This window comes from Achromobacter sp. ACM05 (assembly GCF_019218915.1).
Taxonomy (GTDB): Bacteria; Pseudomonadota; Gammaproteobacteria; order Burkholderiales; family Burkholderiaceae_B; genus Achromobacter; species Achromobacter animicus.
Genome location: NZ_JAHUWQ010000003.1, coordinates 1 through 23,691 on the forward strand (window position 1 = coordinate 1; position 23,691 = coordinate 23,691).

General features: G+C 65.6%; 24 protein-coding genes and 1 rRNA gene. 10 read left to right on the forward strand and 15 right to left on the reverse strand.

Features of this window, described 5'->3' with window-relative positions; genetic code table 11:
* The first annotated feature begins 5 nt into the window (after window positions 1-5).
* A 5S ribosomal RNA gene (rrf, locus tag KW836_RS18315) occupies window positions 6-118 on the forward strand.
* 270 nt (window positions 119-388) lie between these two features.
* On the opposite strand, the gene KW836_RS18320 is transcribed toward rrf, so the two are convergent.
* Both KW836_RS18320 and KW836_RS18325 read right to left on the reverse strand, forming a co-directional pair.
* Window positions 389-1,129: an aldolase gene (locus KW836_RS18320; protein WP_175125186.1), complete on the reverse strand. Its 741-nt coding sequence runs from the start codon at window positions 1,127-1,129 to the stop codon at window positions 389-391.
* Between the two features lie 30 nt (window positions 1,130-1,159).
* On the reverse strand, window positions 1,160-1,870 hold the full coding sequence (locus KW836_RS18325) for a haloacid dehalogenase type II (RefSeq protein WP_218344324.1): 711 nt from the start codon (window positions 1,868-1,870) through the stop codon (window positions 1,160-1,162).
* Between the two features lie 151 nt (window positions 1,871-2,021).
* Between KW836_RS18325 and KW836_RS18330 the strand changes: the two genes are divergently transcribed.
* A complete protein-coding gene (locus tag KW836_RS18330; RefSeq protein ID WP_218344325.1) occupies window positions 2,022-2,891 on the forward strand; it encodes a LysR substrate-binding domain-containing protein in 870 nt (289 codons plus the stop codon).
* A 24-nt stretch (window positions 2,892-2,915) separates the two neighbouring features.
* Here KW836_RS18330 and KW836_RS18335 read toward each other — a convergent pair whose 3' ends face one another.
* From KW836_RS18335 to KW836_RS18345, 3 genes are all read right to left on the reverse strand, one after another.
* Window positions 2,916-3,320, reverse strand: coding sequence for a YchJ family metal-binding protein (locus KW836_RS18335; RefSeq protein ID WP_218344767.1), 405 nt, complete (start codon window positions 3,318-3,320; stop codon window positions 2,916-2,918).
* A 38-nt stretch (window positions 3,321-3,358) separates the two neighbouring features.
* On the reverse strand, window positions 3,359-3,631 hold the full coding sequence (locus tag KW836_RS18340; RefSeq protein WP_218344326.1) for a GNAT family N-acetyltransferase: 273 nt from the start codon (window positions 3,629-3,631) through the stop codon (window positions 3,359-3,361).
* Between the two features lie 479 nt (window positions 3,632-4,110).
* Window positions 4,111-5,049, reverse strand: a complete 939-nt coding sequence (locus KW836_RS18345) for a 3-hydroxyacyl-CoA dehydrogenase NAD-binding domain-containing protein (protein ID WP_218344768.1) — start codon at window positions 5,047-5,049, stop codon at window positions 4,111-4,113.
* Here KW836_RS18345 and KW836_RS18350 point away from each other — a divergent pair.
* Together KW836_RS18350 and KW836_RS18355 are read left to right on the forward strand one after the other, a co-directional pair.
* Window positions 5,009-5,275, forward strand: a complete 267-nt coding sequence (locus KW836_RS18350; RefSeq protein WP_218344801.1) for a hypothetical protein — start codon at window positions 5,009-5,011, stop codon at window positions 5,273-5,275. The two genes, KW836_RS18345 and KW836_RS18350, sit on opposite strands and share 41 nt — an antisense overlap.
* A gap of 75 nt (window positions 5,276-5,350) precedes the next feature.
* The gene (locus tag KW836_RS18355; RefSeq protein ID WP_218344327.1) at window positions 5,351-5,977 is read left to right on the forward strand and encodes a hypothetical protein; all 627 of its coding nucleotides are present in this window, start codon (window positions 5,351-5,353) and stop codon (window positions 5,975-5,977) included.
* A 20-nt stretch (window positions 5,978-5,997) separates the two neighbouring features.
* Here the strand turns inward: KW836_RS18355 and KW836_RS18360 are convergent, their stop codons facing one another.
* A complete protein-coding gene (locus KW836_RS18360; protein WP_218344328.1) occupies window positions 5,998-7,395 on the reverse strand; it encodes an MFS transporter in 1,398 nt (465 codons plus the stop codon).
* Between the two features lie 118 nt (window positions 7,396-7,513).
* On the opposite strand from KW836_RS18360, the gene KW836_RS18365 reads away from it, so the two are divergent.
* Together KW836_RS18365 and KW836_RS18370 are read left to right on the forward strand one after the other, a co-directional pair.
* A complete protein-coding gene (locus KW836_RS18365; RefSeq protein WP_218344329.1) occupies window positions 7,514-8,383 on the forward strand; it encodes a LysR family transcriptional regulator in 870 nt (289 codons plus the stop codon).
* An 84-nt stretch (window positions 8,384-8,467) separates the two neighbouring features.
* A complete protein-coding gene (locus tag KW836_RS18370) occupies window positions 8,468-9,883 on the forward strand; it encodes an amidase family protein (protein WP_218344330.1) in 1,416 nt (471 codons plus the stop codon).
* 140 nt (window positions 9,884-10,023) lie between these two features.
* On the opposite strand, the gene KW836_RS18375 is transcribed toward KW836_RS18370, so the two are convergent.
* From KW836_RS18375 to KW836_RS18415, 9 genes are all read right to left on the reverse strand, one after another.
* Complete coding sequence (locus KW836_RS18375) at window positions 10,024-10,809, reverse strand: 2-keto-4-pentenoate hydratase (RefSeq protein ID WP_218344331.1); 786 nt, start codon at window positions 10,807-10,809, stop codon at window positions 10,024-10,026.
* Window positions 10,810-10,813: 4 nt separating this feature from the next.
* Window positions 10,814-11,194 (reverse strand): hypothetical protein, encoded by a 381-nt coding sequence (locus KW836_RS18380; RefSeq protein ID WP_175185805.1) that lies wholly within the window; start codon window positions 11,192-11,194, stop codon window positions 10,814-10,816.
* Window positions 11,195-11,329: 135 nt separating this feature from the next.
* Window positions 11,330-12,610 carry a glutamate-5-semialdehyde dehydrogenase gene (locus KW836_RS18385; protein ID WP_218344332.1) on the reverse strand — a complete coding sequence of 427 codons (1,281 nt, stop codon included), beginning with the start codon at window positions 12,608-12,610 and terminating at the stop codon, window positions 11,330-11,332.
* A gap of 130 nt (window positions 12,611-12,740) precedes the next feature.
* On the reverse strand, window positions 12,741-13,796 hold the full coding sequence (gene holA, locus KW836_RS18390) for a DNA polymerase III subunit delta (protein ID WP_218344333.1): 1,056 nt from the start codon (window positions 13,794-13,796) through the stop codon (window positions 12,741-12,743).
* A 3-nt stretch (window positions 13,797-13,799) separates the two neighbouring features.
* Window positions 13,800-14,459 (reverse strand): LPS assembly lipoprotein LptE, encoded by a 660-nt coding sequence (gene lptE, locus KW836_RS18395; RefSeq protein WP_175125200.1) that lies wholly within the window; start codon window positions 14,457-14,459, stop codon window positions 13,800-13,802.
* A gap of 11 nt (window positions 14,460-14,470) precedes the next feature.
* On the reverse strand, window positions 14,471-17,128 hold the full coding sequence (leuS, locus tag KW836_RS18400) for a leucine--tRNA ligase (RefSeq protein WP_175125201.1): 2,658 nt from the start codon (window positions 17,126-17,128) through the stop codon (window positions 14,471-14,473).
* Window positions 17,129-17,215: 87 nt separating this feature from the next.
* Window positions 17,216-18,376 carry an MFS transporter gene (locus KW836_RS18405; protein WP_191578798.1) on the reverse strand — a complete coding sequence of 387 codons (1,161 nt, stop codon included), beginning with the start codon at window positions 18,374-18,376 and terminating at the stop codon, window positions 17,216-17,218.
* A gap of 100 nt (window positions 18,377-18,476) precedes the next feature.
* Complete coding sequence (locus KW836_RS18410; protein ID WP_175125202.1) at window positions 18,477-18,989, reverse strand: MarR family winged helix-turn-helix transcriptional regulator; 513 nt, start codon at window positions 18,987-18,989, stop codon at window positions 18,477-18,479.
* 177 nt (window positions 18,990-19,166) lie between these two features.
* The gene (locus KW836_RS18415) at window positions 19,167-19,625 is read right to left on the reverse strand and encodes an HU family DNA-binding protein (RefSeq protein ID WP_063954526.1); all 459 of its coding nucleotides are present in this window, start codon (window positions 19,623-19,625) and stop codon (window positions 19,167-19,169) included.
* 400 nt (window positions 19,626-20,025) lie between these two features.
* On the opposite strand from KW836_RS18415, the gene KW836_RS27940 reads away from it, so the two are divergent.
* From KW836_RS27940 to KW836_RS18430, 4 genes are all read left to right on the forward strand, one after another.
* The gene (locus KW836_RS27940) at window positions 20,026-20,163 is read left to right on the forward strand and encodes a hypothetical protein (RefSeq protein WP_255596125.1); all 138 of its coding nucleotides are present in this window, start codon (window positions 20,026-20,028) and stop codon (window positions 20,161-20,163) included.
* Window positions 20,105-21,205: a D-alanyl-D-alanine carboxypeptidase family protein gene (locus tag KW836_RS18420; protein WP_255596073.1), complete on the forward strand. Its 1,101-nt coding sequence runs from the start codon at window positions 20,105-20,107 to the stop codon at window positions 21,203-21,205. Before KW836_RS27940 ends, KW836_RS18420 begins: the two co-directional genes overlap by 59 nt.
* A 25-nt stretch (window positions 21,206-21,230) precedes the next feature.
* Window positions 21,231-21,779, forward strand: coding sequence for a hemerythrin domain-containing protein (locus KW836_RS18425; protein ID WP_218344335.1), 549 nt, complete (start codon window positions 21,231-21,233; stop codon window positions 21,777-21,779).
* Between the two features lie 103 nt (window positions 21,780-21,882).
* Window positions 21,883-23,652: a SulP family inorganic anion transporter gene (locus tag KW836_RS18430; protein ID WP_218344336.1), complete on the forward strand. Its 1,770-nt coding sequence runs from the start codon at window positions 21,883-21,885 to the stop codon at window positions 23,650-23,652.
* Window positions 23,653-23,691: the final 39 nt, after the last annotated feature.

Below are 23,691 nucleotides of genomic sequence, written 5' to 3' on the forward strand. Positions count from 1 at the left end.
TTACGCCTGACGACCATAGCAAGGTGGTACCACTCCTTCCCATCCCGAACAGGACAGTGAAACGCCTTTGCGCCGATGATAGTGGACGGACGTCTGTGAAAGTAGGTCATCGTCAGGCTTTTATTGCTCAAAACCCCGCAGGTATCCCCTGCGGGGTTTTGTCTTTGTGGCGTCGGGATAAGAAGTGCCCAGCTGCATCGGCGGCGCGTGGCGAGCGGTGCCTTTGCCTGACAACAGAAGCAGGTTGGGCGCGGAGCGCTAATACGTCGGCGCGGGGCGCGGCTATGCGCTGCTGGCCTCAAAACCTCCTTGGTATATCGCTTTAATTAAGAAACCCCTCGCGGCTGGCGCCGCGAGGGGTTTTTGTTTGGGTTCGATGTTTTCGAGGTTAGGGGAGCTGGCGGCGCAGGGCTTCGAAGAACAGCTCGGACTGCAGGCGTTCGCTTTGAATCTGTGCGGCGACCTTCGCTGCGATTTCCGCGTTGACGGGTTCGAGCGGACGCCCGGTGGATTGCGCAAGGACTTGCGCGGTACAGGCGCGTTCGAGGAAGAAGAGGTCGTCGTACGCGTAATCGAGTCGTTCCCCGCAGACGACGACGCCATGATTGCCCAAAAAGACGATGTCGGCGCCCTGCATGGCGTGGGCGATGCGTTCGCCTTCGGTCACGTCCAACGCGAGTCCGTTGTATTCCGCGTCGATGGCAAGCCGGCCATGGAAGCGCATGGCGTTTTGGGACAGGGTGGTGTCCAGGCCGCGATCGGAAGTAAGGGTGAGCGCGGTGGCGTAGGGCATGTGGGTGTGCAGCACACAGGCCTTGCCCGCGATGCGATGGATCGCAGCGTGGATGAACATGGCTGTCGGTTCAACCTCGTGCCGGCCGGCGAGTTTGTTGCCATACGCGTCGACGAGCACGATGTCTTCCGCCTGGACCTCGTTCCACATCAGGCCTCGAGGGTTGAGAAGGAAATGATCGGGGTCGCCGGGCAACGCGACGCTGAAGTGGTTGCAGACGCCTTCGCCCAAGCCGTGAGCTGCCGCCGCACGTAGTGCCAGCGCCAGATCCGTGCGCAGGGCGGTTACGGGATCGGCATGGAAGAGAGCGTCGGCGAAACCGGGTTCCTGGTTCATGGCAACCTTCAAAAAAAGATGAGAGGGGGATCAGAGCCAGCCGGCGTCGCGGAACAGGTCAGGCACACGATCCAGAGTTGCTACGGTAGCTTCAGGGCGGTAGTCAGGCAAGGGCTTGCGGCCGGTGCCGCGGTCGATCCAGATGCATCGGAAGCCGATGTCCCGGGCCGCGACGAGGTCCAGGTGTGGGCTGGCGCAGATGTGCACGACGTCTGCTGGGGTGACCCCCAGCGCTTGATGGGCGTGAGCGAAGATGGCGCGTGACGGTTTGTAGGCGTGGGCCTGCTCGGCCGTGATGACGCGGTCGATATGGCCGCCCAGTTGGGCGACGTTGCCGGCGATGATGTCGTCGTCCGTGTTGGAAATGATGCAAAGGCGGAAACCGGCTTGCTTGAGCTTGACGAGCATGTCGACGACTTCGGGAAACGGTGGCATGCGGGAGATGCTGCTCGTGAGCATCGTTGCGTCTTCGGGCCGGTACGGAAGGCCAAAATGCGCCATGGTGAGCCGCAACGATTCGCGGGTTACGTCAGCGAAGTTGCGGTAGGGCGGGGTGCGCTCGAGGCGGTGCTCGTGATCGTCGTATTCATGCAGGAACTGCGCAGCGGAGGGCCGTGGCGTGGACCCGGGGTGGGCCTCGAGGATCTTTGCCACTGCGGCCTGCAGGCCTTCGTCCCATTGAATGAGCGTGCCGTAGCAGTCAAAGGTGAGCCATTGGGGTCGAGTGTGATCGAGGGGCATGTCGGTTCCTTCAGCAATGGTGGAATCTACAGCGTAAGATTCTGGTGGCGCAGTTGTAAAATTAATAAAAATTGCGCACTCAGTTGATTGCTAAATAAGCCTATCCTGTGTGAAGGTCATGGCGGGCGCTGTCCAATACGAGTTGAACCGGATGCTGGATCTTGAACTATTGAAGACGCTGGTCTGCGTCGTGGACGAAGGCAGTTTCACCCGTGCCGCCAGCCGGGTGCATCGCACGCAATCGACCGTCAGTCAGCAGGTGCGCAAGCTTGAGCAGAGCGTGGGCAAGACGTTGCTGCTTCGGGACCGTGCCGGCGGCAATGTGTCGGCGACCGAGGACGGCGAGCTGATGTTGGCCTATGCGCGACGCTTGCTGGCGATCGCAGGGGAGGCGGAGCACGTGTTGTCGGCGCCGCGGACCGCGCGGGTGATACGGCTGGGTGTGCCGGAGGACTTCGATGTGTCGCGGTTGACGGTGCTGCTGGCGGAATTTGCCGCGCGCCACGCGCAGGTGCGGTTGGAAACGCTTAGCGGCATGAGCTCGGATCTTCGCGCCGGGCTGGCGGCCGGCGAGCTGGAGCTGGCGCTGGTCAAGCGGGAGCCTGGCGATGGTCCTTGCCTTGCGGCATGGCCGGAACGCCTGGTGTGGGTGGGCGGTCGACAGCGCAATGAGAAGGCAGCGGTGGTGCCGTTGGTCCTATTTCCGCAGGGATGTGTGTATCGCAAGCGGATGATCTATGCGCTGGAAAGCGCGGGGCAGCCGTGGCATATCGCGTACCACAGCCATAGTCTGGCCGGCGTGCAGGCAGCGGTCGCGGCGGGGTTGGGGATAAGTCTGTTGCCGATCTCGGCACGGCTGGAGACGCACGTTGAACTGGCCGCTGCAGACGGATTTGCCGATGTGCCGCCGACCGAGCTGGCGATCGTGGGCGACGCGCGCGGGCTTGGCGCCGTCGGGATCGATCTGCTGGATGCGCTGAAGCAGGCCATTGACGGGGACTTGGCACCGGGCGCGTCTTAACGCTGGCAATTGGCTGCGCTAGGATCAGCGCACGTCGCCGTCGAGGTAGAACCATTGTCCGTTCTCGCGCACGAAGCGGCTGGTCTCGTGCATACGGCTGGCGCGGCCGTCCAGGCGGCTTCTGGCTACGAATTCGACGGTGGCGTGTTCGGCGTCCTGGTCGGCTGCGGCCTTGATCTGCAGGCCAAGCCATTTCAAACCGGGCGAATTGGACTCGAGTGACGCGGGGCGCGTGGTGGGATGCCAAGTGGCCAGCAGGTAGGGCAGCTTGTCCAGCACGAAGGCGCTGTATCGCGAGCGCATGAGGGCTTCGGCAGTGGGGGCTTGAAGCGATTGCGGGCCGTCGTGCCAGCGGCCGCAGCAGTCGGCGTAGGAACGAGGACTGCCGCAGGGGCAAGGCGTTTTGGTGAGGCTTGGTTGCTTCGGCACGGCGGGGTAGTTGAAGTAAGTTGTCTTGCGAGAGGGGATCACGCCAACAGGTCAGTGTATTCGGGATGTCGGCGGATGTAGGCGTCGGCGTAGGAGCAGTAGGGGCGGACCTTCCAGCCGTTTTCGCGCGCGGTGAACAGTGCCTGGCGGGTCAGTTCGGCGGCGATGCCGCGGCCGCCGACCGCACTGGGCACGCCCGTGTGCGTGATGGCCATGGCGCCGTTTTCGAGCTGATAGTCCAGGACGCAGAGTACGCCGTCGACAGTGGCGGTGAAGCGGGAACGGTCGGTGTCGTGAATTACGGAAATCATTCGAGAAAACTCCTTCGTTGGTGACGAAGACGGTCGGATAGAGAATGCACTTCTTGCCGAGAGCCGATCCCCGTCTCACGACCAGGCACCCGTCTCGCGATCAGGCACTTAAAAGCGGAGCAAGTTTCGGACCTGCGCAAAGCGTCGCTGGTGGAGAGGCGTCGCCTGAGGAATAGCGTCGCCGGTGGAGAAGCTTGCCGGTGGAAAAGCATGTCGGTGGCAAAGCATGTCGGTGGAAAAGCATGCCGGCGGAAAAGCATGCCGGCGGAAAAGCATGCCGGCGCAAAAGCGCGCCAGCCCCTTGCGCATGAAGTTTGAGCAAGATTTTCCAATATCGGCTTCGTACATAAATCGCGGCGCACCCTCAATGGCCCCGCCGTGCGGCGCTTGGATTGGCTTTGGCTGCCGACGTTCGATGTCGGAACTCCCCGATGTTAGCGCCGCCGAACTGAACTCCCCGGCGTCCCTTTCCGAGGGTCTCACCGGCGCAACACCTTGATCAACGCAGTGAGTTGCGCGTCGCGGGCTTCGACGAGGTCTGCGATGCTTTGGTGGCCGGCCTCGGCGTTGACGCCTTCTATCAAGCGTTGTTGCAGTGCTGGCGTGACCTCGGGGGTGCCGAGGTCATCCCACCAGGTCTGCACGGGGCCTAGCAAGTGGTGCATGAAGTGGGCGAGGCCGCCTTCGCCGCCGCCCAGGTTGAACGTCATGTGTGGGCCGAAAAGGGCCCAGCGCAGGCCGGGCCCTTGGGAGACGGCGGCGTCGATGTCCGCGACGCTGGCGACGTTTTCGGCGGCCAGGTGGATGGCCTCTCGCCATAGGGCGGCTTGCAGGCGGTTGGCGATGTGGCCCGGGACTTCCTTGTTCAGCCGGATGGGGTGTTTGCCCATGCTGCGGTAGAAGTCGATAGCGCGGTCAATGGTGTCGACGGAAGTCTGATCGCCGCCGACGACTTCGACCAGCGGGATGAGGTGGGGCGGATTGAAGGGGTGGCCGATCACGAAACGCTGGGGATGGCGGCAGCGCGATTGCAGACGGCTCATGATGAGGCCGGACGAACTGGAGGCGACGATGACGTGCGGGGGCAGGATGGCGTCGATGCGGGCGAAGAGGTCGGTTTTGAAATCTTCGCGCTCGGGCGCGTTTTCCTGGACGAAGTCGACGCCAGCCAGGGCGGTTTGCAGGTCGGGGTCGAAGCGCAACGCGTCGGCGGTGGCGCCGGGGCGCACGTGGCCGAGCTCGGCCAGGACCGGCCATGCCGCCTGCACGCGGGCAAGGGTCTGGGCCTGTGCATGCGGGCCGGGGTCGCTGACGACGACTTCCAGTCCGTGCGCGAGAAACAACGCGGCCCAACTGGCGCCGATGGTGCCGGCGCCGATGATGGCGACGCGGCGGATTGGGCCGGGGCTGGACGAAATAGAACTGGATGGATTGGAACTGGACGAAACAGGACCGGGCGAGACAGAGCTGGACGAAGCAAGACCGGACGAAGCAGAACCGGACGAAACAGAACCGGACGAAACAGGACCGGACGAAACAGAACCGGACGAAACAGAACCGGACGAAACAGAACCGGACGAAGCAGAACTAGACGGCGCAATGCTGGACATGCAGGTCTCCTTTGTTGTGTTTGCTGCATTGTGAAGCAAAGCAAGGGCCGTTGCCACGCGAGCAGTGCGGCGGCAACATAAGGGCTTTCCGACCTCTCGGGAGCCTTGCATGAGTCCGACGCCCGCGCGCGAAACCGTTCCGTATTTCTGCCAATGGGAGTCTGCGCATCGGGCAGGCGAAATCATTCGCAAGGAGCTGGATCTGGCGCACGACCCCGCATGGCGCGATTCCGGCGCACGAGATTTGGACGAGTATGTGCGCTGGGCCGGCCATGTCTGCGGAATGGCGTGTCTGAAGATGGTGTTGGCGACACGGACGGGGCGCGTCCATCCGACTTTGGCGCTCGCCCGCGGCAGCTTGCCGTATGGCGCCTACATCGAGGAAGCGGACGGAAACATCAAGGGCCTGATCTATGCGCCGTTCGTGCGATATGTCGCCGACGTTTTCGGTTTGCATGCGCAGGTGTGCGTCGATCTGCCCGCGTCGGACCTGCCGGGTCTGATGGCGCAGTCGGATTTCTTCATGGCGTCGGTCCACCCCTGGATTCGATGGCCCGACAGGGAACCACAGAAAAAAGGCGGACATCTGGTGCTGGTGACGCGCGCCACGCCCACGTCTGTGAGGTTTCACAACCCGTCGGGCGAGCCGGGATCGCAAGCGCATGTGGAGCTGCCGCTGGCTGATTTCGACAGGTTCTACGCTGGGCGCGGCGTCGCGATTCTGGCGGGCGGTTGAAGCAAGATACCGCCGTGCGCTCAGGCGTTGCGGGCGCGGCGCAGGAAGCGCACGGTCAGCACGACGGTGATGACGTAGCTGACCGTGATCACGCTGTAGGCCGCAGGCAGGCTGGCATGCCAGTCCGGCAAGAGATGCAGGATGGTGCCCATGACTGCAACGCCGACCAACGCGCCGGATTGGCGATTGGCATTAAGGGCTGCGGCCGCGCTGTTAGCGTGCTGGCTGCCGGAGACCTGCATGACGATGCTGGTCATCGCAGGCACGGCGATGCCAACGCCCAGGTTGGCCAGGGCGACGACAACGGCGAAGGGCCAGTAGGCGACGCCGGGTGTAAAGGTGGCGATGCCGATGGCGCTCATCAGCGCCGCGAGCGTGACGCCGCCCAGCAGCGAAGCCGACACGCTCCACCGCGACGACACGCGGCCCGAGATGAGATTGCCGATGGAGAACACCGCCAGCATCGGCACGAGTTCGATGCCCGTCTGCAACGCATCGGCGCCGCGCGCGTGTTGCAGGAACAGGCTCAGCAGGAACAACTGGCCATATGAAGCGAGGTTGATGAGAAAGCCCACGCCGTTGGCGGCGGCGAATTGACGGGTGGCGAAGAGCGCACGCGGGATGATGGGCTGGGCGTGCCGGCGTTCGCGGTGCACGAGCAGCGCCGTAGCGGAGAGGCTCAGCAGCGCCGTGGCAGCGATCGACGGGGAGGTCCAGCCATACGCGTTGCCCTGGATCAGGACGAAGCACAGGGAAGACAGCGCGACGACGCCGAGCAGGTGGCTCAAGGGGTTGAGCGCGCGGGGACGCCGCGGCGCGGTTGCGATGTGGCGGCGGGCGAGCCACAGGCCGGCCAGACCCAGCGGGATGTTGATGAGGAAGATGCTGCGCCAGCCGAACTGGTGGATGAGCGCGCCGCCAAGCAACGGGCCGGATGCGCCAGCGACGGCCACAATGGCTGACCATGCGGCCAGCATGCGGTTGCGCACGTTTTCGTCGGCATAGGCGTGCGTGAGCAGGCTGAGCGAGCTGGGCATGAAGAGCGCCGCGCCAACGCCCTGCAGCATCCGCGCCGCGATCAGCATGTCGGCGTTCGGCGCCAGCCCGCAAAGCAGGGACGCGGCGGTGAACACGCCCAGCCCGGTCAGGTAGAGGGTCTTGGCGCCATAGCGGTCCGCCAGCGCGCCGGCAACCAGAAGCAACGCGGCGAAGGTCAGGGTGTAGCCGTCGACGATCCAGACGAGGTCCGTGAGCGGCACGGTGAACTGGAGCGCGATGCTGGGGATTGCGACATTGACCACCGTCACGTCGAGCATGGCCATGACGAAGCCGACGGCCAGGGTGAGCAAAGGCACCCATCCCGTGGAGGAAGCGGGCGGCACGTCCATTGAAATGACGGGGCGGCAGGCGGAGGACATGGCAAGTTTCTTTCTGTTGGCGCAACGCGCGGAGAGGGCAAAGCTTAGGCGGTTCCTTTGATGCAAAAAAGCCGAATTACTGCTTTATAGTCATGCAGAATTGCATCAAAGGCTTGAAATGGATTGGGATAACGCACGGATATTTCTGGCGATCCACCGCGTGGGGACGCTGCGCGGCGCTGCGGCGGTTCTGCAGATCGACCAGGCCACTGCCGGCCGGCGTTTGGCCGCATTGGAAGCGTCGTTGGACGCGCGTCTTTTCCTGCGCACGCCCGGCGGGTACGTGCCGACGGCGGCGGGCGAGCTGGCCTTTGCCGCCGCCGAGCGCATGGAGCAGGCGGCTGACCAGCTTCAGCGCCAGATGCAGGGGCTGGATCACCGACTGTCCGGCGTTGTCCGGGTAGCGACTTCGGAAACCGTGGCCCGCTACTTCATCATGGAAGCCATCAAGCGGGTCCATGCCGAGCACCCGGATATCCGCGTGGTGCTGTCCACCGGCATTCAGATCAGCAATCTGACGCGCCGCGAGGCCGATCTGGCCATCCGCAACATCAAGCCCGACAACCCCGACCTGATCCATCGCCATCTGGCGCGCAAGGAGGTGGGGTTGTACGCGTCGCGGGCGTACCTGGCCGCGCATGGTGAACCCAGGCCCGGCACCGCGTTCGCGGGGCACACCTTGATCGCGTATCAGCAGGCCGTGCTGCCCGGCTGGTCGGACTCGCTATGCGGCGAGCCCACCCGCAACGGCCGCATCGGCGTCGAGGTGAATTCCGGGCTGATGATCATCGACGCGGTGGTGGCGGGACTGGGCATCGGCGAGTTGCCGACCCACATGGCGCCGGACCATCCCGAACTGGTGCGGATCTGGCCAGCCCGCAGCGAGGCCTATGACCTGTGGCTGGTGATGCATGGCGACCTGAACCGCACCGCGCGCGTGAGGGCGGTGGCGGACGCGATTGTCGACGTCTTCGAAGAGAGCAATTAGCGGCAAGCCGAGGGTTGTGGAGCGGCGAGACTGGCGCTAAGGTTTGCTGGCCCGCAGAAAAATCCACATTTTCAGGAGTCGCGCGTGTCCGATCTTTGGCGTTTGTCCGCAGTTGAGCTTGCCACCCTTGTCCGCAAGCGTGAGGTGTCCGCCGTGCAGGCTGCGCAAAGCGCGCTGCAACGGCTCGATGCCGTCAATCCCGCGATCAACGCGGTGGTGGATCACCGGCCTGAGGACGTGCTGGCGCAGGCCGCAGAGGTGGACGCGGCGGTCGCGCGCGGGGAAGATCCCGGCCTGCTGGCGGGTGTGCCCGTCACCGTGAAGGTCAACGTGGATCAGGCGGGCTTTGCCACGACCAACGGCGTGCGCCTGCAGAAGGACCTGATCGCCGAACGGAACAGTCCCGTCGTCGACAACTTGCGGCGCGCCGGTGCGGTGATCGTGGGCAGGACCAATACGCCGGCGTTTTCGCTGCGCTGGTTTACCGGCAACGCGCTGCATGGCGATACGCGCAATACCCGTAATCCGGCGTTGACGCCCGGCGGCTCGTCCGGCGGCGCCGCGTCTGCGGTGGCGGCCGGCATCGGGCATCTGGCGCATGGCACGGACATCGCCGGTTCGATCCGTTATCCGGCGTATGCGTGCGGCGTGCATGGCCTGCGTCCGTCGCTGGGCCGGGTGGCGGCGTATAACGCCGCGCTGCCGGAGCGGTCGATTGGCGGGCAGATCACGGCGGTGTCGGGTCCGTTGGGGCGCACCATTGCCGATATCCGGTTGGGGCTGGCCGCGCTGGCCGCGCCGGATCCGCGTGATCCGTGGTGGGTGCCGGCGCCGCTGACCGGCCCGGAAGTGCCGAAGCGCGCCGCGCTGTGTTTGAACCCCGACGGCATGGACACCGATCCGGCCATCGTGAAGGCATTGCAGGAAGCGGCGCGACGGCTGAGTGAAGCAGGCTGGACGGTCGATACGCTGGAAGCGATACCCCCGATGCAGGAGGCCGCCGACCTGCAGATCCGCATGTGGATGGCCGACGGCTATGACGCCATGGTGGCGGCAGCGGAAAAAGAGGGCGACCGAGGCGCGTTGGTGGCGCTGGCCGGGCAGCGCGACAAGGCGGCAAGCGCCGATCTGACAAGCTTTTCGGCGGTGTTGACGCGCCGTGCGACGCTCACGCGCCTGTGGGAGGTGTTTTTTGCCGAGTATCCGGTGCTATTGCTGCCGGTGTCGGCCGAATTGCCGTTCCCCGACAACCTCGACCTGCAGGGCGACGCGGCCTACGCGCGGGTCTGGCGCGCGCAGATGACCCAGATCGGGCTGCCGTTCATGGGCCTGCCCGGACTGTCCGTGGCCATGGGCAGCGCGATGAGCAGCGCGGGGCCCAGTCCGGTGGGTGTGCAGGTGGTGGCGGGGCGCTTCCGAGAGGACCTGTGCCTGGCAGCCGGTGAAATCATCGAGGCGGGCGGCGAGGCGGTCGGCATCGCGGAGCCGGCGCTTCGATAACAGCGTCAACGGCGACGGGCCGGGGGGCGGTGGTCGGTGACCGTGGCTTTGCTTTTGGCCGGTAGCTGTGACCCGCGACCGTCGCAGTGAATCGTGGGTTGCGCCAGGGCTGGCCCCGCCTCATCCTCCGGCGTGCGTGTTCAGCCGCCGAAACGCACCTTCAGCACGCCTAGGTCACCGTACGTCAGTTCGACATCCTTGTTCGCAGGGACGTCCAGGAATCCCGCGTACGATCCGGTGATGACATGCTGGCCGGCCGTCAGACCCAGACCTTGCTCTCGCAGGAAGTTGGCCAGCCAATACAGTCCGGCTTTGGGACGATCGTTGGGGTGGATGCCGGCGTGCTGCTCGACTTCGACGCCGTCGACCTTGAGCGTGATGGTCATGCAGCCCGGCGCCGCATCGGGCGACGAGATGCGGGGGCCAAGCACCAGTCCCTGATTGAACATGTGGTCCGCCAGCAGTTCGGGCAGGCTAGCGTGTTCCGGGGACGCGTAGCGACAGCCCAGGACTTCCAGCGCCAGGCGGGCGCCGCCCACCGCGGCGTCGATCTCGGCTTCGGTGTACGGCGTGTCGCGCGGCGGCAGGTCGCGGGCAAGCTCAAATGCGATCTCGGGCTCAATGCGCACGATGTCGCTGCCGGCGGCGATGGGGCCGGCCGCGGCGTCCGCCGTGCCTGATGCGTAGATGGGCGCCACGACGGTTTTTTCCGGAGACGGCAGCGCGCTTTTCCAGGCGGCGATGCTGTCTTGGCGAGTCTCGCGCAGCAGTTCGGCCGTGCGCTGCTGCACCGCAAATGCCTGGCCCAAGGACTGCGGGCGGCATTCGGCGGGCAGGCGCGGGCCGGCGATGCCCGACTGGCGCGCGGCAATCAGGAAGCGCGCCGCATCGACGCTGCCGGGATAGTCTTCAAACTTGATCTGCATGCGTTCAGACTCCTAGGAACAGCATGATCCACAACACGATCATGGCAATCAGACCCAGCCAGCACGAGCCCCAGAAACCGACGATCGGCCATTTCAGGGCGAGCGGGATCTTCTTGGGTTCGACGTGGGACAGCAGGTCGTTGGCGTTGCCGATCAGCCAGAAGCGCGTGCCCGGAAACATCAGGCGGAAGAAGTAATCCAGCATGATCGCGGCCTGGATCGCCAGCGGAAACTGCTTGAACGGCCGGTGCTGCAGGTACGGGTGCTTGAGCGCCGCATTGACCTGCTTGGTCTTGACGAAGAACAGCACGATGCCGCTGATCGTGCAGGTGATGAAACAGAGCACGAAAAGGCTGAAGGCCATGGCCATGACGGGTGAATGCATGGGGATCTCAACGATGCGCGGCCGGGCCGCGTGGGATGGACAAATTCAGGCAAAAAAGCTGGCCCTATTGTAGAGGGCTTGGCGCGGCCCCGTGTTCAGGGCCGCGTCAGTACGAGCGCGGGCGCGCCCGGGCTGTCAGCCGCGGGTCTGGCCTTCGCCGTTCAGCACCCACTTGAGCGTGGTCAGGCCTTCCAGGCCCACGGGGCCGCGCGCATGCAGACGGTTCGTGGAGATGCCGATCTCGGCGCCCAGGCCGTATTCGAAGCCGTCCGCAAAGCATGTCGGAAGGTTGACGTAGACCGAGCTGGAGTCGACCTCGCGCTGAAAGCGCTGCGCCGCCGACAGGTCTTGCGTGACGATCGCGTCGGTGTGACCCGAGCCGTAGCGTGCGATGTGTTCGATGGCGTCGTCCAGCGTGTCTACGATGCGCACGGCCAGGATGGGCGCCAGGTATTCGGTGGCCCAGTCTTCTTCCGTGGCGGGCGTGGCGTGGGGCAGCAGCGCCAGTGTGCGCGGGCAGCCCCGCAGTTCCACGCCGTGTTCGGTGAAGGCGGCGGCCAGGCTGGGCAGGATGGACACGGCGGCCACGGCGTCGATCAGCAGCGTCTCCATGGCGCCGCAGATGCCGTAGCGGTAGGTCTTGGCGTTCAGGGCGATGGCGTGGGCCTTGTCCGGATCCGCCGCGGCGTCGATGTAGATATGGCAGTTGCCGTCCAGGTGCTTGATGAGCGGCACGCGCGCCTCTTGGGACAGGCGGGCGATGAGGCCTTTGCCGCCGCGCGGCACGATCACGTCGATGTGTTCGGTCATGGTGATGAGCGCGCCCACGGCCGCGCGGTCGGCGGTGGCGACGACCTGCACCGCATCCTGCGGCAGGCCTGCGGCGGCCAGGCCCGTTTGCACGATGCGGCCGAGCGCCACGTTGGAGTGCAGGGCCTCGCTGCCGCCACGCAGGATGGCGGCATTGCCGGACTTCAGGCACAGGGCAGCGGCGTCGATGGTGACGTTGGGGCGCGATTCGTAAATGATGCCGATCACGCCTAATGGCACGCGCATCTGGGCGACGCGCATGCCATTTGGCCGGACGGTGGTGGCGGTGAGGCTGCCGATCGGATCGGGCAGCGCGGCGATCTGGCGCAGGCCTTCTGCCATGTGCGCCAGCGTCTTGTCCGACAGCGTCAGGCGGTCCAGCAGCGCGGGTTCCAGCCCATTGGCGCGGGCAGCGGCCACGTCTTTTTCGTTGGCGGCTTTCAGTTCGTCGTGGCTGGCGGCCAGGGCGTCGGCCATGGCGATCAGCGCCTGGTTTTTTGCGGCGCTGTCTGCGCGCATCATGGCGCGCGAGGCGCGGCGGGCGTTTTCGCCCAGGGTGAGCATGGCTTGTTCGATGGAGGACGAGGACATGGCGGCGTCGATCATGTGATGGGGCGGCGCGGGCGCCGCCTGGAGATTCAGTGTATATCCGGCTGTCGGGCCGGGCGAGATCCGGTCTGGGGACCGGGTGTGGGAGCGCAAGGGGGACGAGGCAAAGGCGGCGGCGAGGCCGCCTTCACGGTCGTCCGCCGGCGGCGGCCACGCGCAGGGCCAGCCGGGTCATTTCTTCCCAGGGATCCGAGAGGCGGCCGGGCACCGAGAGGCCCTTGATGAGGCGGTCGACTTCGTGGGCGTGCTGCACGGCGGCGGGCCAGACGCCGGGCTGGACCCGGTTCAGGGCCTGCAGCGCCAAGCGTTCGTGGGCGCCGAAGATGCGCAGGCGGCGCATGAGGCCGTTGGCGTCCTGTCCTAGCGAGCGCGCCTCGGCAATACGGGCAAGCAGGCGGATTTCTTCGCCGACCGCCCACAGCACCAGCGGCAGGGCTTCGCCTTCGGCGCGCAGGCCGTCGATCATGCGGATGGTGCGGCCGATGTCGCCGGCCAGCATGGCGTCGCGCAGGCCGAAGACGTCGTAGCGGGCGACGTTCAGCACGGCGCGCTCCACGTCCTCGGGGGCGAGCTGGCCCTCGGGGTAGAGCAGACCGAGCTTCTGGATTTCCTGGTGGGCGGCCAGCAGATTGCCTTCGACCTTGTCCGCCATCCATTGCAGGGTGGCGCTGTCGGCGCGCTGGTTCTGACGCGCCAAGCGCATGCCGACCCAGGCGGGCAGGCGGCCGCGTTCGATGTTGGCGATGTCGACGGCCACGCCGGCGCGCACCAGCGCTTGCATCCAGCGGCTTTCGCGGGTGGCCTTGTCCAGGCGCGGCAAGGCGATCAAGACGAGCGTATCGGCCTCGGGCTGCTTTTCGGCCTGTTCGGCCAGCTTGGTCAGGGTGTCGGCGCCGGATTTGCCCGGCTTGCCGGTGGGGATCTTGATTTCAAGGATGCGGCGGTCGCCGAACAGCGACACGCTCTGGGTGGCGGCAAGGACCGCGCTCCAGTCGCTTCGCGCGTCCATCACCATGGACAGGCGCTCGGTGTAGCCGGCGTTGCGCGCGGCAGCGCGCAACGCGTCGACGGCTTCGGTCACCAGCAGCGGTTCGTCGCCGGAGACCGTGTACAGCGGCGCCAGCCGATTGCCGGGCCGCTGCAGGTGTTCGGCCAGCCGATCCGCGTCCAGAGGCTGTGCCATGGGCTAGCGGACGTTGGTCGGGTCGGTGACGGACGGCGTCTGCCAGGGGGTGGGCACGCGCGGCCGCTGCGGTTCGTTCGGGTTGAACAGCGGCGTGTTTTCGTCGTCGCCTTCCTGCGCGGCTTCGAATGCCTTGTGCACGTCAGGCGCGGTGATGCGGCGCAGCACGCGCGAGACCAGATCGCGTTGCATGGCCTTGAACAGGGTGTCGATCTGGCCCTGCTTGGCCTGCACGACCTGATCGTCGTACGGCATTTCCCGGTAGATGGACAGCGTCGTGTCCGGGACCAGCGCGCGGCCCTGGGCGTCGATCAGGCGGAACGTGTAGTTGATGCCGAGTTCGTAGGATTCCACACGGCCCTGAGCGTTGAGCGAGACCTCGCGCAGCGTGCGCGAGTCATTGACCTGCTGGAGGATCGCCTGCGCTTCCTTGGGCGTGTCGACCAGCTTGGTGTCGGGCGAGGCCGCGCGCAGCGCGCGGCGCACGTCCGCGCCGAACTGGGTGGTATCGGGGATGCCCACGTACAGGCGTTCGAACGGCATCGGGGTCACGCCGCGCAGCGCGAAACCGCAGGCGGTGAGCAGCATGAACAGCGCCAGGCAGGCGCCGCGCAGCAGCCAGGATTGGCGGGAGAGTTGCGATTGTTGCCCGGCGAAGTACATGCTTGACCTCATCAGCCTACGACGTTGACCAGTTTGCCCGGAACCACGATGACACGCTTGGGCGGACGGCCTTCCAGGAATCGGGCGACCTCTTCCTGGCTGGCGGCCAGTTTTTCGATGTCTTCCTTGGGGGCCTTGGCGGCCACGCGGATGGAGCCGCGCAGCTTGCCGTTGACCTGGAGCATCAGTTCGATCTCGTCGGCGACGAGGGCGGCTTCGTCCACGTGCGGCCACGGCGCATCGAGCAGGTCGCCCAGTTCCTTGGCGTAGCCCAGATCCTGCCACAGGTGCCAGGTGACGTGCGGCACGACCGGGTACAGCACGCGCAGCAGGACGCCGACGGTTTCGGCATAGGCTGCGTCGGCCTCGGCGCCTTCCGGCAGCTTGGCGTCGTCGATGGCGTTCAGCATCTTCATGCAGGCGGACACGACGGTGTTGTACTGGATGCGCTGGTAGTCGTAGTCGGCCTGCTTGAGCAATCCGTAGACCTCGCGGCGCAGATCCTTGACGGCGGCGGGCGCCTGCGTCCAGTCCGTACCTTGGGCCAGGCCACGGGCGATGGCTTCGCGATGGCCGTAGCTGATGGACCAGAGGCGGCGCAGGAAGCGGTTGGAACCTTCGACGCCGGAGTCGGACCATTCGAGGGTCTGCTCGGGCGGGCTGGCGAACATGACGAACAGGCGGGCCGTGTCGGCGCCCAGCGTGTCGATCAGGGATTGCGGATCGACGCCGTTGTTCTTGGACTTGGACATCGTGCCCACGCCGCCGTAGTTGATGGCCGAGCCGTCCGACTTCAGCTTGGCGCCGACGATGGCGCCGCGATCGTCGTAGACGTTGTCGACGTCTTCAGGCCAGAAATACTCGATGCCGCCCTGGGGCGTCTTGCGCGAGTAGATGTGGTTCAGCACCATGCCCTGGCACAGCAGCTTGGTGAAGGGTTCGTCGAAGTTGAGCAGGCCCATGTCGCGCATGACCTTGGTCCAGAAGCGCGCATACAGCAGGTGCAGCACGGCGTGCTCGATGCCGCCGATGTACTGGTCCATCGGCATCCAGTAGTCATTGCGCTGGTCGACCATGGCGTTGTCGTTGCCGGGCGAGGTGTAGCGCATGAAGTACCAGGACGAGTCCACGAACGTGTCCATTGTGTCCGTTTCGCGGCGCGCGGGCTTGCCGCACTTGGGGCAGGCGCAGGACAGGAATGCCTCGTTCTTGGCCAGCGGATTGCCGCTGCCATCGGGGATGAGGTCGTCGGGCAGGACCACGGGCAGGTCCTTTTCCGGGACCGGCACCGGGCCGCAGTCTTCGCAGTGGATGATCGGGATCGGGGTGCCCCAGTAGCGCTGGCGCGAAATGCCCCAGTCGCGCAGGCGCCACGTGGTCTGCTTTTCGCCCAGGCCCTTTTCGCCGAGGTCGGCCGCGATGGCGTCCACGGCTTCCTTGTAGGACAGGCCGTCGTACTTGCCGGAATTGATGGTGCGGCCCGATTGCTTGTCGCCGTACCATTCCTGCCAGGCGTCGGTGGAGTAGTCCTTGCCGGGCACGTCCACGACCTGCACGATGGGCAGGTTGTATTTCTTGGCGAAGGCGAAGTCGCGCTCGTCGTGCGACGGCACGCCCATGACGGCGCCGTCGCCGTAGGTCATGAGCACGTAGTTGCCGACCCAGACTTCGACCTGCGCGCCCGTGATGGGGTGCGTGACGAACAGGCCCGTGGGCATGCCTTCTTTTTCACGCGTGGCCATTTCGGCCTCGGTGGTGCCGCCAAGCTTGCATTGTTCGATGAACGCGGCCAGCGGCGCATTGTTGGCCGCCGCGTGCGAGGCCAGCGGGTGTTCGGGCGCCACGGCGCAGAACGTCACGCCCATGATCGTGTCGGCGCGGGTGGTGAAGACGTACAGCTTGCCGTCCTGGATCAGCTGGCCGTCCTGGCCGGCGATCTGGTGCGGGAAGGCAAAGCGCAGGCCTTCGGACTTGCCGATCCAGTTTTCCTGCATCAGGCGCACGCGCTCGGGCCAGCCGGGCAGGTCGTTCTGAACGGCGCCCAGCAGTTCGTCGGCGTAATCGGTGATGCGCAGGTAGTAACCGGGGATCTCGCGCTTTTCAACGAGGGCGCCGGATCGCCAGCCGCGGCCGTCGATGACCTGTTCGTTGGCCAGCACGGTCTGGTCGACCGGATCCCAGTTGACGACCTGGGTCTTGCGGTAGGCCACGCCCTTTTCGAGCATCTTCAGGAACAGCCACTGGTTCCACTTGTAGTACTGCGGATCGCAGGCGCACATTTCGCGCGTCCAGTCGATCGCCAGACCCATCGCCTTCATCTGCTTCTTCATGTAGGCGATGTTGTCGTAGGTCCACTTGGCGGGCGGCACCTTGGACTTGATGGCGGCGTTTTCGGCCGGCATGCCGAAGGCGTCCCAGCCCATGGGCATGAGCACGTTGTAACCGCGCATGCGCAGCTGGCGGGCCATCATGTCGTTGATGGTGTAGTTGCGCACGTGGCCCATGTGCAGCTTGCCGCTGGGATAGGGCAGCATGGAGCAGGCGTAGAACTTGGGCTTTTCGGAGCCGTCGGGGTTCTTGGCGTGTTCGTGGACCAGATAGACGTCGCGGGCCTGCCAGTCTTGTTGGGCGGCCGCTTCGACGGTAGTGGGGAGGTAGCGTTCCTGCATGGGCTCGTGCGCGGTGGCAAAAAAGGGGTGAGCCGCCCCATCGCGCCGGGGCGCGGTGGCGGTCAAAACCCCTGATTATAGGAGGTGCTAGGCGCTGGCAGGGGGCGAGGGCATTTCGGGGATGCGCGCACTGGGCGCAAGCGCGCCATAAGCCAGCGTGAGGGTTGCCAGAACGGCGCCCGCGATCACCACCGCGGGCCAGCCGAAATGGGCGTACAACCAGGACGAAACCAGCGAACCCGACGCGCCGCCGATGAAGTAGCAGGTGACGTAACCGGCGGTCAGGCGGCTGCGCGCCTCGGGCCGCAGGCGGTAGATGGAGCTGGTGTTGGTGACGTGTACGCCCTGAATCGCCAGATCCTGCACCAGGATGCCGGCCAGCAGAGCAAGCACCGACACCTGCCCGAAGGCCATCAGTCCCCAGGAGCCCAGCAGAAGCAGCAGACCCACTCGGGTGGCGAGATTGCCCAGACCGCGGTCGGCGAGGCGTCCGAAGCGGTTGGCGGCGTAGGCCCCGGCAGCGCCCGCCAGGCCGAAGAGGCCGATGGTGGTGTTGCTGTATTCATAGGGCGGGCCAGCCAGAAGGAAGGTCAGCGGCGTCCACAGCATGCTGAAGGCGGCGAACAGCAGCCCGCCGATGAGGGACCGGGCGCGGAACAGGGGTTCCTCGACGAACATGCGCAGGATGGAGCCCAGCAGCTGCGGATAGCTCATTGCCGTGGGGCTCTGGTAGCGAGGCAATACGCGCCACAGGACGGCGGACATGCACAGCATCAGGATGGCGGCGACCCAATACACCGTGCGCCAGCTGCCCACGTCGGCCAGCGCGCCCGCCGCGGTGCGGGCCAGCAGGATGCCCAGCAGCAGCCCGCTCATGACCGTGCCCACGGCCTTGCCGCGCTCGTGGGGCGCCGCCAGCGTGGCCGCGAACGGCACGAGGATCTGGGCGACGACTGACAGCATGCCGGTCAGCGCGGTGCCGATGATGAGCATCGAGATGCTGGTGGAGAAGGCGGAAATCAGCAGGCCGCCCGCCGACAGCAGGTTCATCAGCACGATCAGCGAACGGCGCTCGAACATGTCGCCCAGCGGCACCAGCAGCATCAGCCCCACGGCGTAGCTGAGCTGCGCGGTGGTGACGATCGTGCCGGCCGTGGCGTTCGAAATCGAGAACTGCTGGCCGATGGTGTGCAAGAGGGGCTGCGCGTAATAGTTGCTGGCGACGGCCAGGCCGGTCGCCACCGACATCAGGAGGATGATGGGGGCGGTGAGGGTCGGGGTGGTTTGTTCGGGGGAAGTCACTGATCTGAAGCGCAAGTGGTATTGAAGATGGAGCGGTCGCTTCGGGTTACGCACCGACGCTGCCGGGCGTGTCCTGGTCCTGCTTGAGCAGCAGTTTCTTCAGCAGACCGGCCAATTGGCGGCGCTCGGCCGCCGACAGCGGTTCGAGAAATTCATTCAGATCGGCCAGATAGTCCTTGAGCACGACCTTGATGACGCGCAGTCCTTCGGCGGTGAGCGACACGATGACGCCGCGCCGGTCCTCGGGATTGGGGCTGCGCACGAGCAGCCCGGCCTGTTCCAGTCTGTCCAGGCGATTGGTCATGGCGCCGGACGTGAGCAACAGGGCTTCGACAAGCTTTTGCGGATTCATGGCGTGGGGGGCGCCGGTGCGGTAGAGCGTGGCGAGCACGTCGAATTCGCCTTGGTGCAGGTTGTATTGGCGAAAGGTGCGGTTGACGTTGCGGGCCGCGAAGGCATTCAGGCGGAAGAGACGCGCAACGACCGACATGGCGGAGAAGTCTTGCGACGGGCACTCTTTGGCCCACTGCGAAATCACGAGATCGACGAGGTCATTCATGGCGAGTGGCTGTTGTTTTAATGTGAAGTATCTTCACGTAAAGACAAAATTCTAGCAGCGGCTCGGGATCAACGCAAAGCGTGGGCGGCACAACGCAAAGCGCGCGCGAAAAAAAGAAAGGCCCGCCTCTTGCGAGGCGGGCCTTTCCGGCTTGACCGGAGACTGCGCGTAATGAAATTACTGCGCGGCGTCCTTCAGCTTCTTGAGCGGGCGAACCTTCACCTTGACCGAAGCCGGCTTGGCGGGGAACCAGCGCTCTTCGCCCGTGAACGGATCCTTGCCGAAGCGCTTGGCCTTGGCGGGAACCTTTTGCACGGCAACCTTGAACAGGCCGGGCAGCGTGAATTCGCCAGCGCCCTTCTTGTCCACGGAACCCAGCACCGAGGTTTCCAGGCTGGCCAGGACGGCCTTGACCGACTTGGCTTCGACGCCCGATTGCTCAACGATGTAGGCGATGAGCTGGGTCTTGTTCATCGCGGCCTTGATGGCCTTGGGGGCGGCAGCGACCTTCTTGGCGGCGACGGCCTTCTTGGCAGCCGGCTTCACGGCGGGCTTGGCGGCAGTTGCCTTCTTTGCGGGCGCCTTGACGGCGGTCTTGGTGACTTTCTTGGCAGGAGCTTTAGCTTTCGTGGCCATGGTCAAAATCCGTATGTTGAGGACATGGAGCAGCGCGTGCCGGATATCGGCATTTGACGCTACGCGCCCGATGATAGCGGAAGAGTGGCGGTAAAAGCGGCTTTCCAACGGGTTTTAAGCCACTGTTTGTTGTTTTCGACGCAGAAAAGTGCTTTCTGCAAGGGGTTTCGCAAGATGTCGTGACATTCGCCGGCGTTTTCGCGGGCCATAGCCGCAGGCCGCGCGCGCGATGGAAAACGCTGCGAAGGCGCGCGGTCAGACGCCGTCGCGAGGCATGCGGATGAACCTATCTGGCGGCGCATGTTCCAATTGCGGGCGGCGCGCGCGGCAGGCAGGCGCGGAAAGTGCCTGAAATCAGGCCTTTCCCTTGCAATCGCGCGCACCCGAAGAAAACCAGAACATGGAAGTGAAGCAGCTATATGTTGATGAAGAAGTTGGCGGCGAGCCTGCTCGTTGCGACCGCTTGTATATCCAGCGCAATGGCGCAATCGATGCCCGCGCCAGCGCTGTCGGCCAAGGCCTGGCTGCTGCTGGATGAAACCAGCGGCCAGGTCATCGCGTCGCACGCGGCCACGACGCGCATCGAGCCGGCGTCCTTGACCAAGATCATGACGGCCTATGTGGTGTTCGAGGCGTTGACCAAGAAAGAGCTGACGGCGAACCAGCTCGTCACGATCTCGGCGCGGGCCTGGAAGGTGCCGGCGGGAAGCTCGAAGATGTTCCTGGAGCCAAACACCAAGGTGTCGGTGGACGACCTGCTGCGCGGGTTGATGATCCAATCGGGCAATGACGCGGCCGTCGCGCTGGCCGAGGCCGTGTCGGGCAGCGTCGAAGCCTTTGTCGAACGCATGAACGACACCGCCGCGCGTCTGGGCTTGCACGCTACGCGTTTCGCCAGTCCGCACGGGCTGCCGGATCCGAATACGTACTCCACCGCGAGCGACCTGTCGATCCTGGCCACGCGCTTCATCCGCGATTTTCCTCAGCTCTACAAGACCTACGATTCGGCCAAACAGTTCACCTTCAACAAGATCACGCAGCCCAACCGCAACCGGCTGCTGTGGCTGGATCCCAGCGTTGATGGGTTGAAGACCGGACATACGGCATCGGCCGGCTATTGCATCATCGCCTCGGCGCGCCGGCCCAATGGCAGCGATCAGCGGCGGCTGATCACGGTGGTGGTCGGCACCGCGTCCGACAAGCTGCGCACGCAGGAAAGCCGCGAGTTGCTGGAATGGGGCTTCCAGGGGTTCAATACCATCAAGCTCTACGCGAGCGGGCAAACCGTCGCGACGCCGGAGGTCTGGAAGGGCGAGGCGGACAGCATGAAGGTCGGCTTCTCGCGGGACGCGTACGTCACCGTGCCCGCCGGCGCGAAGGTCGAATCGGTCTGGGCGCCGCAGGCGCCGCTGGTTGCGCCAATCGCCGCGCAATCGACGGTGGGCGAACTGCGGGTGACGGTCGATGGCAAGCCCGCCATGCACTTCCCGGTTGTCGCGCTGGAGCCGGTGGCCGAGGCAGGCATTGCCGGCCGCGCGTGGGATTCCATCCGTTTGTGGTGGCGCGGCACGCAGGGATAACGCAACACGATTTCGGAGGTAGGCGATGGCAGTGAGCTTTCCAGGCGGACCGGCCGCGGCGCCGGGCCCTGACGATCCGCTGGCGCTGCTGTCAGCCTGTCACGGACGCATCGCGCGCCAATGCGCCACGCTGGCGCGGCTGGCGGCGCACCTGCCCGCGCATGGCAGCGACGCTGCGGCGCAAACCGCCGCCACCAGTGTGCGCCGGTATTTCGACACCGCCGCAGCCCATCACCACGAAGACGAAGAAGAGGACCTGTTTCCCGCCCTGATCGATTCCATGGCGGGGTCCGACGCGGTGTGCCTGCACGCGCTGGTAGACGGTCTGATGGCTGATCATCGGCATTTGGCCGGACTGTGGGAACCCTTGCGCGAGACGCTGTCCGAGATCGCGGCGGGTCGGCCGGCGCAATTGCCGGCGGAGCAGGTCCAGGCTTTCACCGACGCCTACAACGCGCACATCCGGCGCGAAGAGGACGAGCTGCTGCCGATGGCGGCGCGGCTGATTCCCGACGATGCGCTGGCCGCGATCGGCCAGGCCATGAAGGCGCGCCGCGGCGGTGAAGCGGGCTGATCCGCTGATTGCCGCGTTGCGTGGTCAAGGTCGAGCGTTTACCCTAGCCGGACCGGCGTGAACGCCGATGCCCAGGGAACAAGACAGGATGATGCAGGGGGGAATGAACGTCGCGCGCCGGCTTTTCGGCTCGTGGGTGGACGACGTCAACCGGTTGACGCTGCGCGCCGATCTGGCGGCGGGCCTGTTGGGGGCGTTGCTGGTGCTGCCGCAGGGCGTTGCGTTTGCCACGCTGGCGGGCCTGCCGCCGGAGTACGGCCTGTATTCGGCCATCGTGCCCTGTATCGTGGCGGCGTTGTTCGGCTCCAGCCGCCATGTGATGTCGGGCCCGACCAACGCGAATTCGCTGGCGCTGTTTGCCGTGCTGGCGCCGCTGGCGGCTGCGGGCAGCCCCGCCTATATCCAGCTTGCGCTTGCCGTGACCGTGCTGGTCGGCGTCATGCAGTGGCTGGTGGGTGTCTTGCGGCTGGGATCTCTGGCGCACTTCATATCACCGTCGGCGTTGTTCGGCTTTACCAGCGGCGCGGCCGTGCTGATCGCGGTGCATGCGTTGAAGGACGCGCTGGGCCTGCCGTCGCCAGAAGCGCACGGCGCGGGGGCGGTGCTGGAAAGCGTCGCCACGCATCTCGGGCAGGTGCATCCCGGCGCCTTGCTGGTGACGCTGGTCACCCTGGTCACGGCATTGCTGGCACGCAGGTTCGACAAGCGCAAACCTTACATGCTCCTCGGCCTGGCTGCGGGGACGTTCGCGGCATGGGTTTTCAATACGTGGATCCTGGCCCCCGGGGACGCGCCGGTTCCCGTGCTGGGCGCGATCGCGCAACCGTGGCCGCCGTTTCATGTGCCCAGCGTCGACTGGCGCGCGCTTCCCGATCTGCTGAGCCTGGCGTTCGCGCTGACCATCGTGGCGCTGGCGCAGTCCATTTCCATCGCCAAGGCGGTGGCGACGCGTTCCGGGCAGCGCATCGACGCGAACCGCGAGTTTGTGGGGCAGGGTCTGTCCAACGTCGTCGGCGGGTTCTTTTCCTGTTATCTGTCGTGCGGATCGCTCAATCGGTCCATTCCCAACTTCGAGGCCGGCGCGAAGACGCCGCTGGCGTCAGTGTTTTCCGCGTTGTTGCTGATGCTGCTGGTGGCGGTGTCCGCCCCGTTGCTGGCGTTGATTCCGCATGCCGCGATCGCGGGGTTGCTGTTGCTGGTGGCCTGGACGCTGCTGGACGTGCCGCGCTGGCGGCACCTGCTGCGCACACAGCCTGGCGAATGCGCCATCGCCGGCGCCACGCTGGCCGCGACGATCGCCATCCGCATGGAAGTGGCAATCCTGCTGGGCACGGTGCTGTCGCTGATGGTGTATCTGCACCGCACGTCGCGGCCGGCGATGCGCACGATGGGATTTGATTCGCGCGGGCTGGATCGCCGCTTCGTCGTGCTGGAGCATCAGCCGGACGCGTTGCCGGAATGTCCCCAACTGAAGCTGCTGCGCATGGAAGGGTCGGTCTATTTCGGCGCGGCGGCGCACGTGGCGCAGCGGCTGCATGACCTGCGCTCGGCGCCCGGCGCGCCGCGCCATCTGCTGGTCATGGCCAAGAGCATGAATTTCATCGACCTGGCCGGCGCGCAGGTCTGGGACGACGAACTGGCGGCCCGGCGCGCGATGGGCGGCGACCTTTATTTCCACCGGCCTCGGCCAGAGGTCATGGACATGTGGAGCCGCACAGGATTTCTGGAGCGGCTGGGCGCCGATCACATCTTTCCGGACAAGGCGACGGCATTGCATGCGATCTACGCGAAGCTGGACCGGAACATTTGCGCGGGATGCACGGCCCGGATCTTCTGGGAATGCCAGCCGGACAGCCCGCAGCGAGATGGGTGATGCGATGATTGCGGCGGGCTTGTTGACGCAGGCGCCGTC

Bases quoted from the DNA above. Each gene is read 5' to 3' on its own strand.
- KW836_RS18365 (WP_218344329.1), top strand. From the start codon at position 7,514: ATGGATTGGGATAACGCACGGATATTTCTGGCGATCCACCGCGTGGGG.
- lptE (WP_175125200.1), bottom strand. From the start codon at position 14,459: ATGTACTTCGCCGGGCAACAATCGCAACTCTCCCGCCAATCCTGGCTG.
- holA (WP_218344333.1), bottom strand. From the start codon at position 13,796: ATGGCACAGCCTCTGGACGCGGATCGGCTGGCCGAACACCTGCAGCGG.
- KW836_RS18425 (WP_218344335.1), top strand. From the start codon at position 21,231: ATGGCAGTGAGCTTTCCAGGCGGACCGGCCGCGGCGCCGGGCCCTGAC.
- KW836_RS18320 (WP_175125186.1), bottom strand. From the start codon at position 1,129: ATGAACCAGGAACCCGGTTTCGCCGACGCTCTCTTCCATGCCGATCCC.
- KW836_RS18415 (WP_063954526.1), bottom strand. From the start codon at position 19,625: ATGGCCACGAAAGCTAAAGCTCCTGCCAAGAAAGTCACCAAGACCGCC.
- KW836_RS18355 (WP_218344327.1), top strand. From the start codon at position 5,351: ATGAGTCCGACGCCCGCGCGCGAAACCGTTCCGTATTTCTGCCAATGG.
- KW836_RS18380 (WP_175185805.1), bottom strand. From the start codon at position 11,194: ATGCATTCACCCGTCATGGCCATGGCCTTCAGCCTTTTCGTGCTCTGT.
- KW836_RS18410 (WP_175125202.1), bottom strand. From the start codon at position 18,989: ATGAATGACCTCGTCGATCTCGTGATTTCGCAGTGGGCCAAAGAGTGC.
- KW836_RS27940 (WP_255596125.1), top strand. From the start codon at position 20,026: ATGGAAGTGAAGCAGCTATATGTTGATGAAGAAGTTGGCGGCGAGCCT.
- KW836_RS18350 (WP_218344801.1), top strand. From the start codon at position 5,009: ATGATGGCGACGCGGCGGATTGGGCCGGGGCTGGACGAAATAGAACTG.
- KW836_RS18385 (WP_218344332.1), bottom strand. From the start codon at position 12,610: ATGATCGACGCCGCCATGTCCTCGTCCTCCATCGAACAAGCCATGCTC.
- KW836_RS18420 (WP_255596073.1), top strand. From the start codon at position 20,105: ATGGCGCAATCGATGCCCGCGCCAGCGCTGTCGGCCAAGGCCTGGCTG.
- KW836_RS18325 (WP_218344324.1), bottom strand. From the start codon at position 1,870: ATGCCCCTCGATCACACTCGACCCCAATGGCTCACCTTTGACTGCTAC.
- leuS (WP_175125201.1), bottom strand. From the start codon at position 17,128: ATGCAGGAACGCTACCTCCCCACTACCGTCGAAGCGGCCGCCCAACAA.
- KW836_RS18360 (WP_218344328.1), bottom strand. From the start codon at position 7,395: ATGTCCTCCGCCTGCCGCCCCGTCATTTCAATGGACGTGCCGCCCGCT.
- KW836_RS18430 (WP_218344336.1), top strand. From the start codon at position 21,883: ATGAACGTCGCGCGCCGGCTTTTCGGCTCGTGGGTGGACGACGTCAAC.
- KW836_RS18375 (WP_218344331.1), bottom strand. From the start codon at position 10,809: ATGCAGATCAAGTTTGAAGACTATCCCGGCAGCGTCGATGCGGCGCGC.
- KW836_RS18405 (WP_191578798.1), bottom strand. From the start codon at position 18,376: ATGTCGGTGGCGACCGGCCTGGCCGTCGCCAGCAACTATTACGCGCAG.
- KW836_RS18330 (WP_218344325.1), top strand. From the start codon at position 2,022: ATGCTGGATCTTGAACTATTGAAGACGCTGGTCTGCGTCGTGGACGAA.
- KW836_RS18340 (WP_218344326.1), bottom strand. From the start codon at position 3,631: ATGATTTCCGTAATTCACGACACCGACCGTTCCCGCTTCACCGCCACT.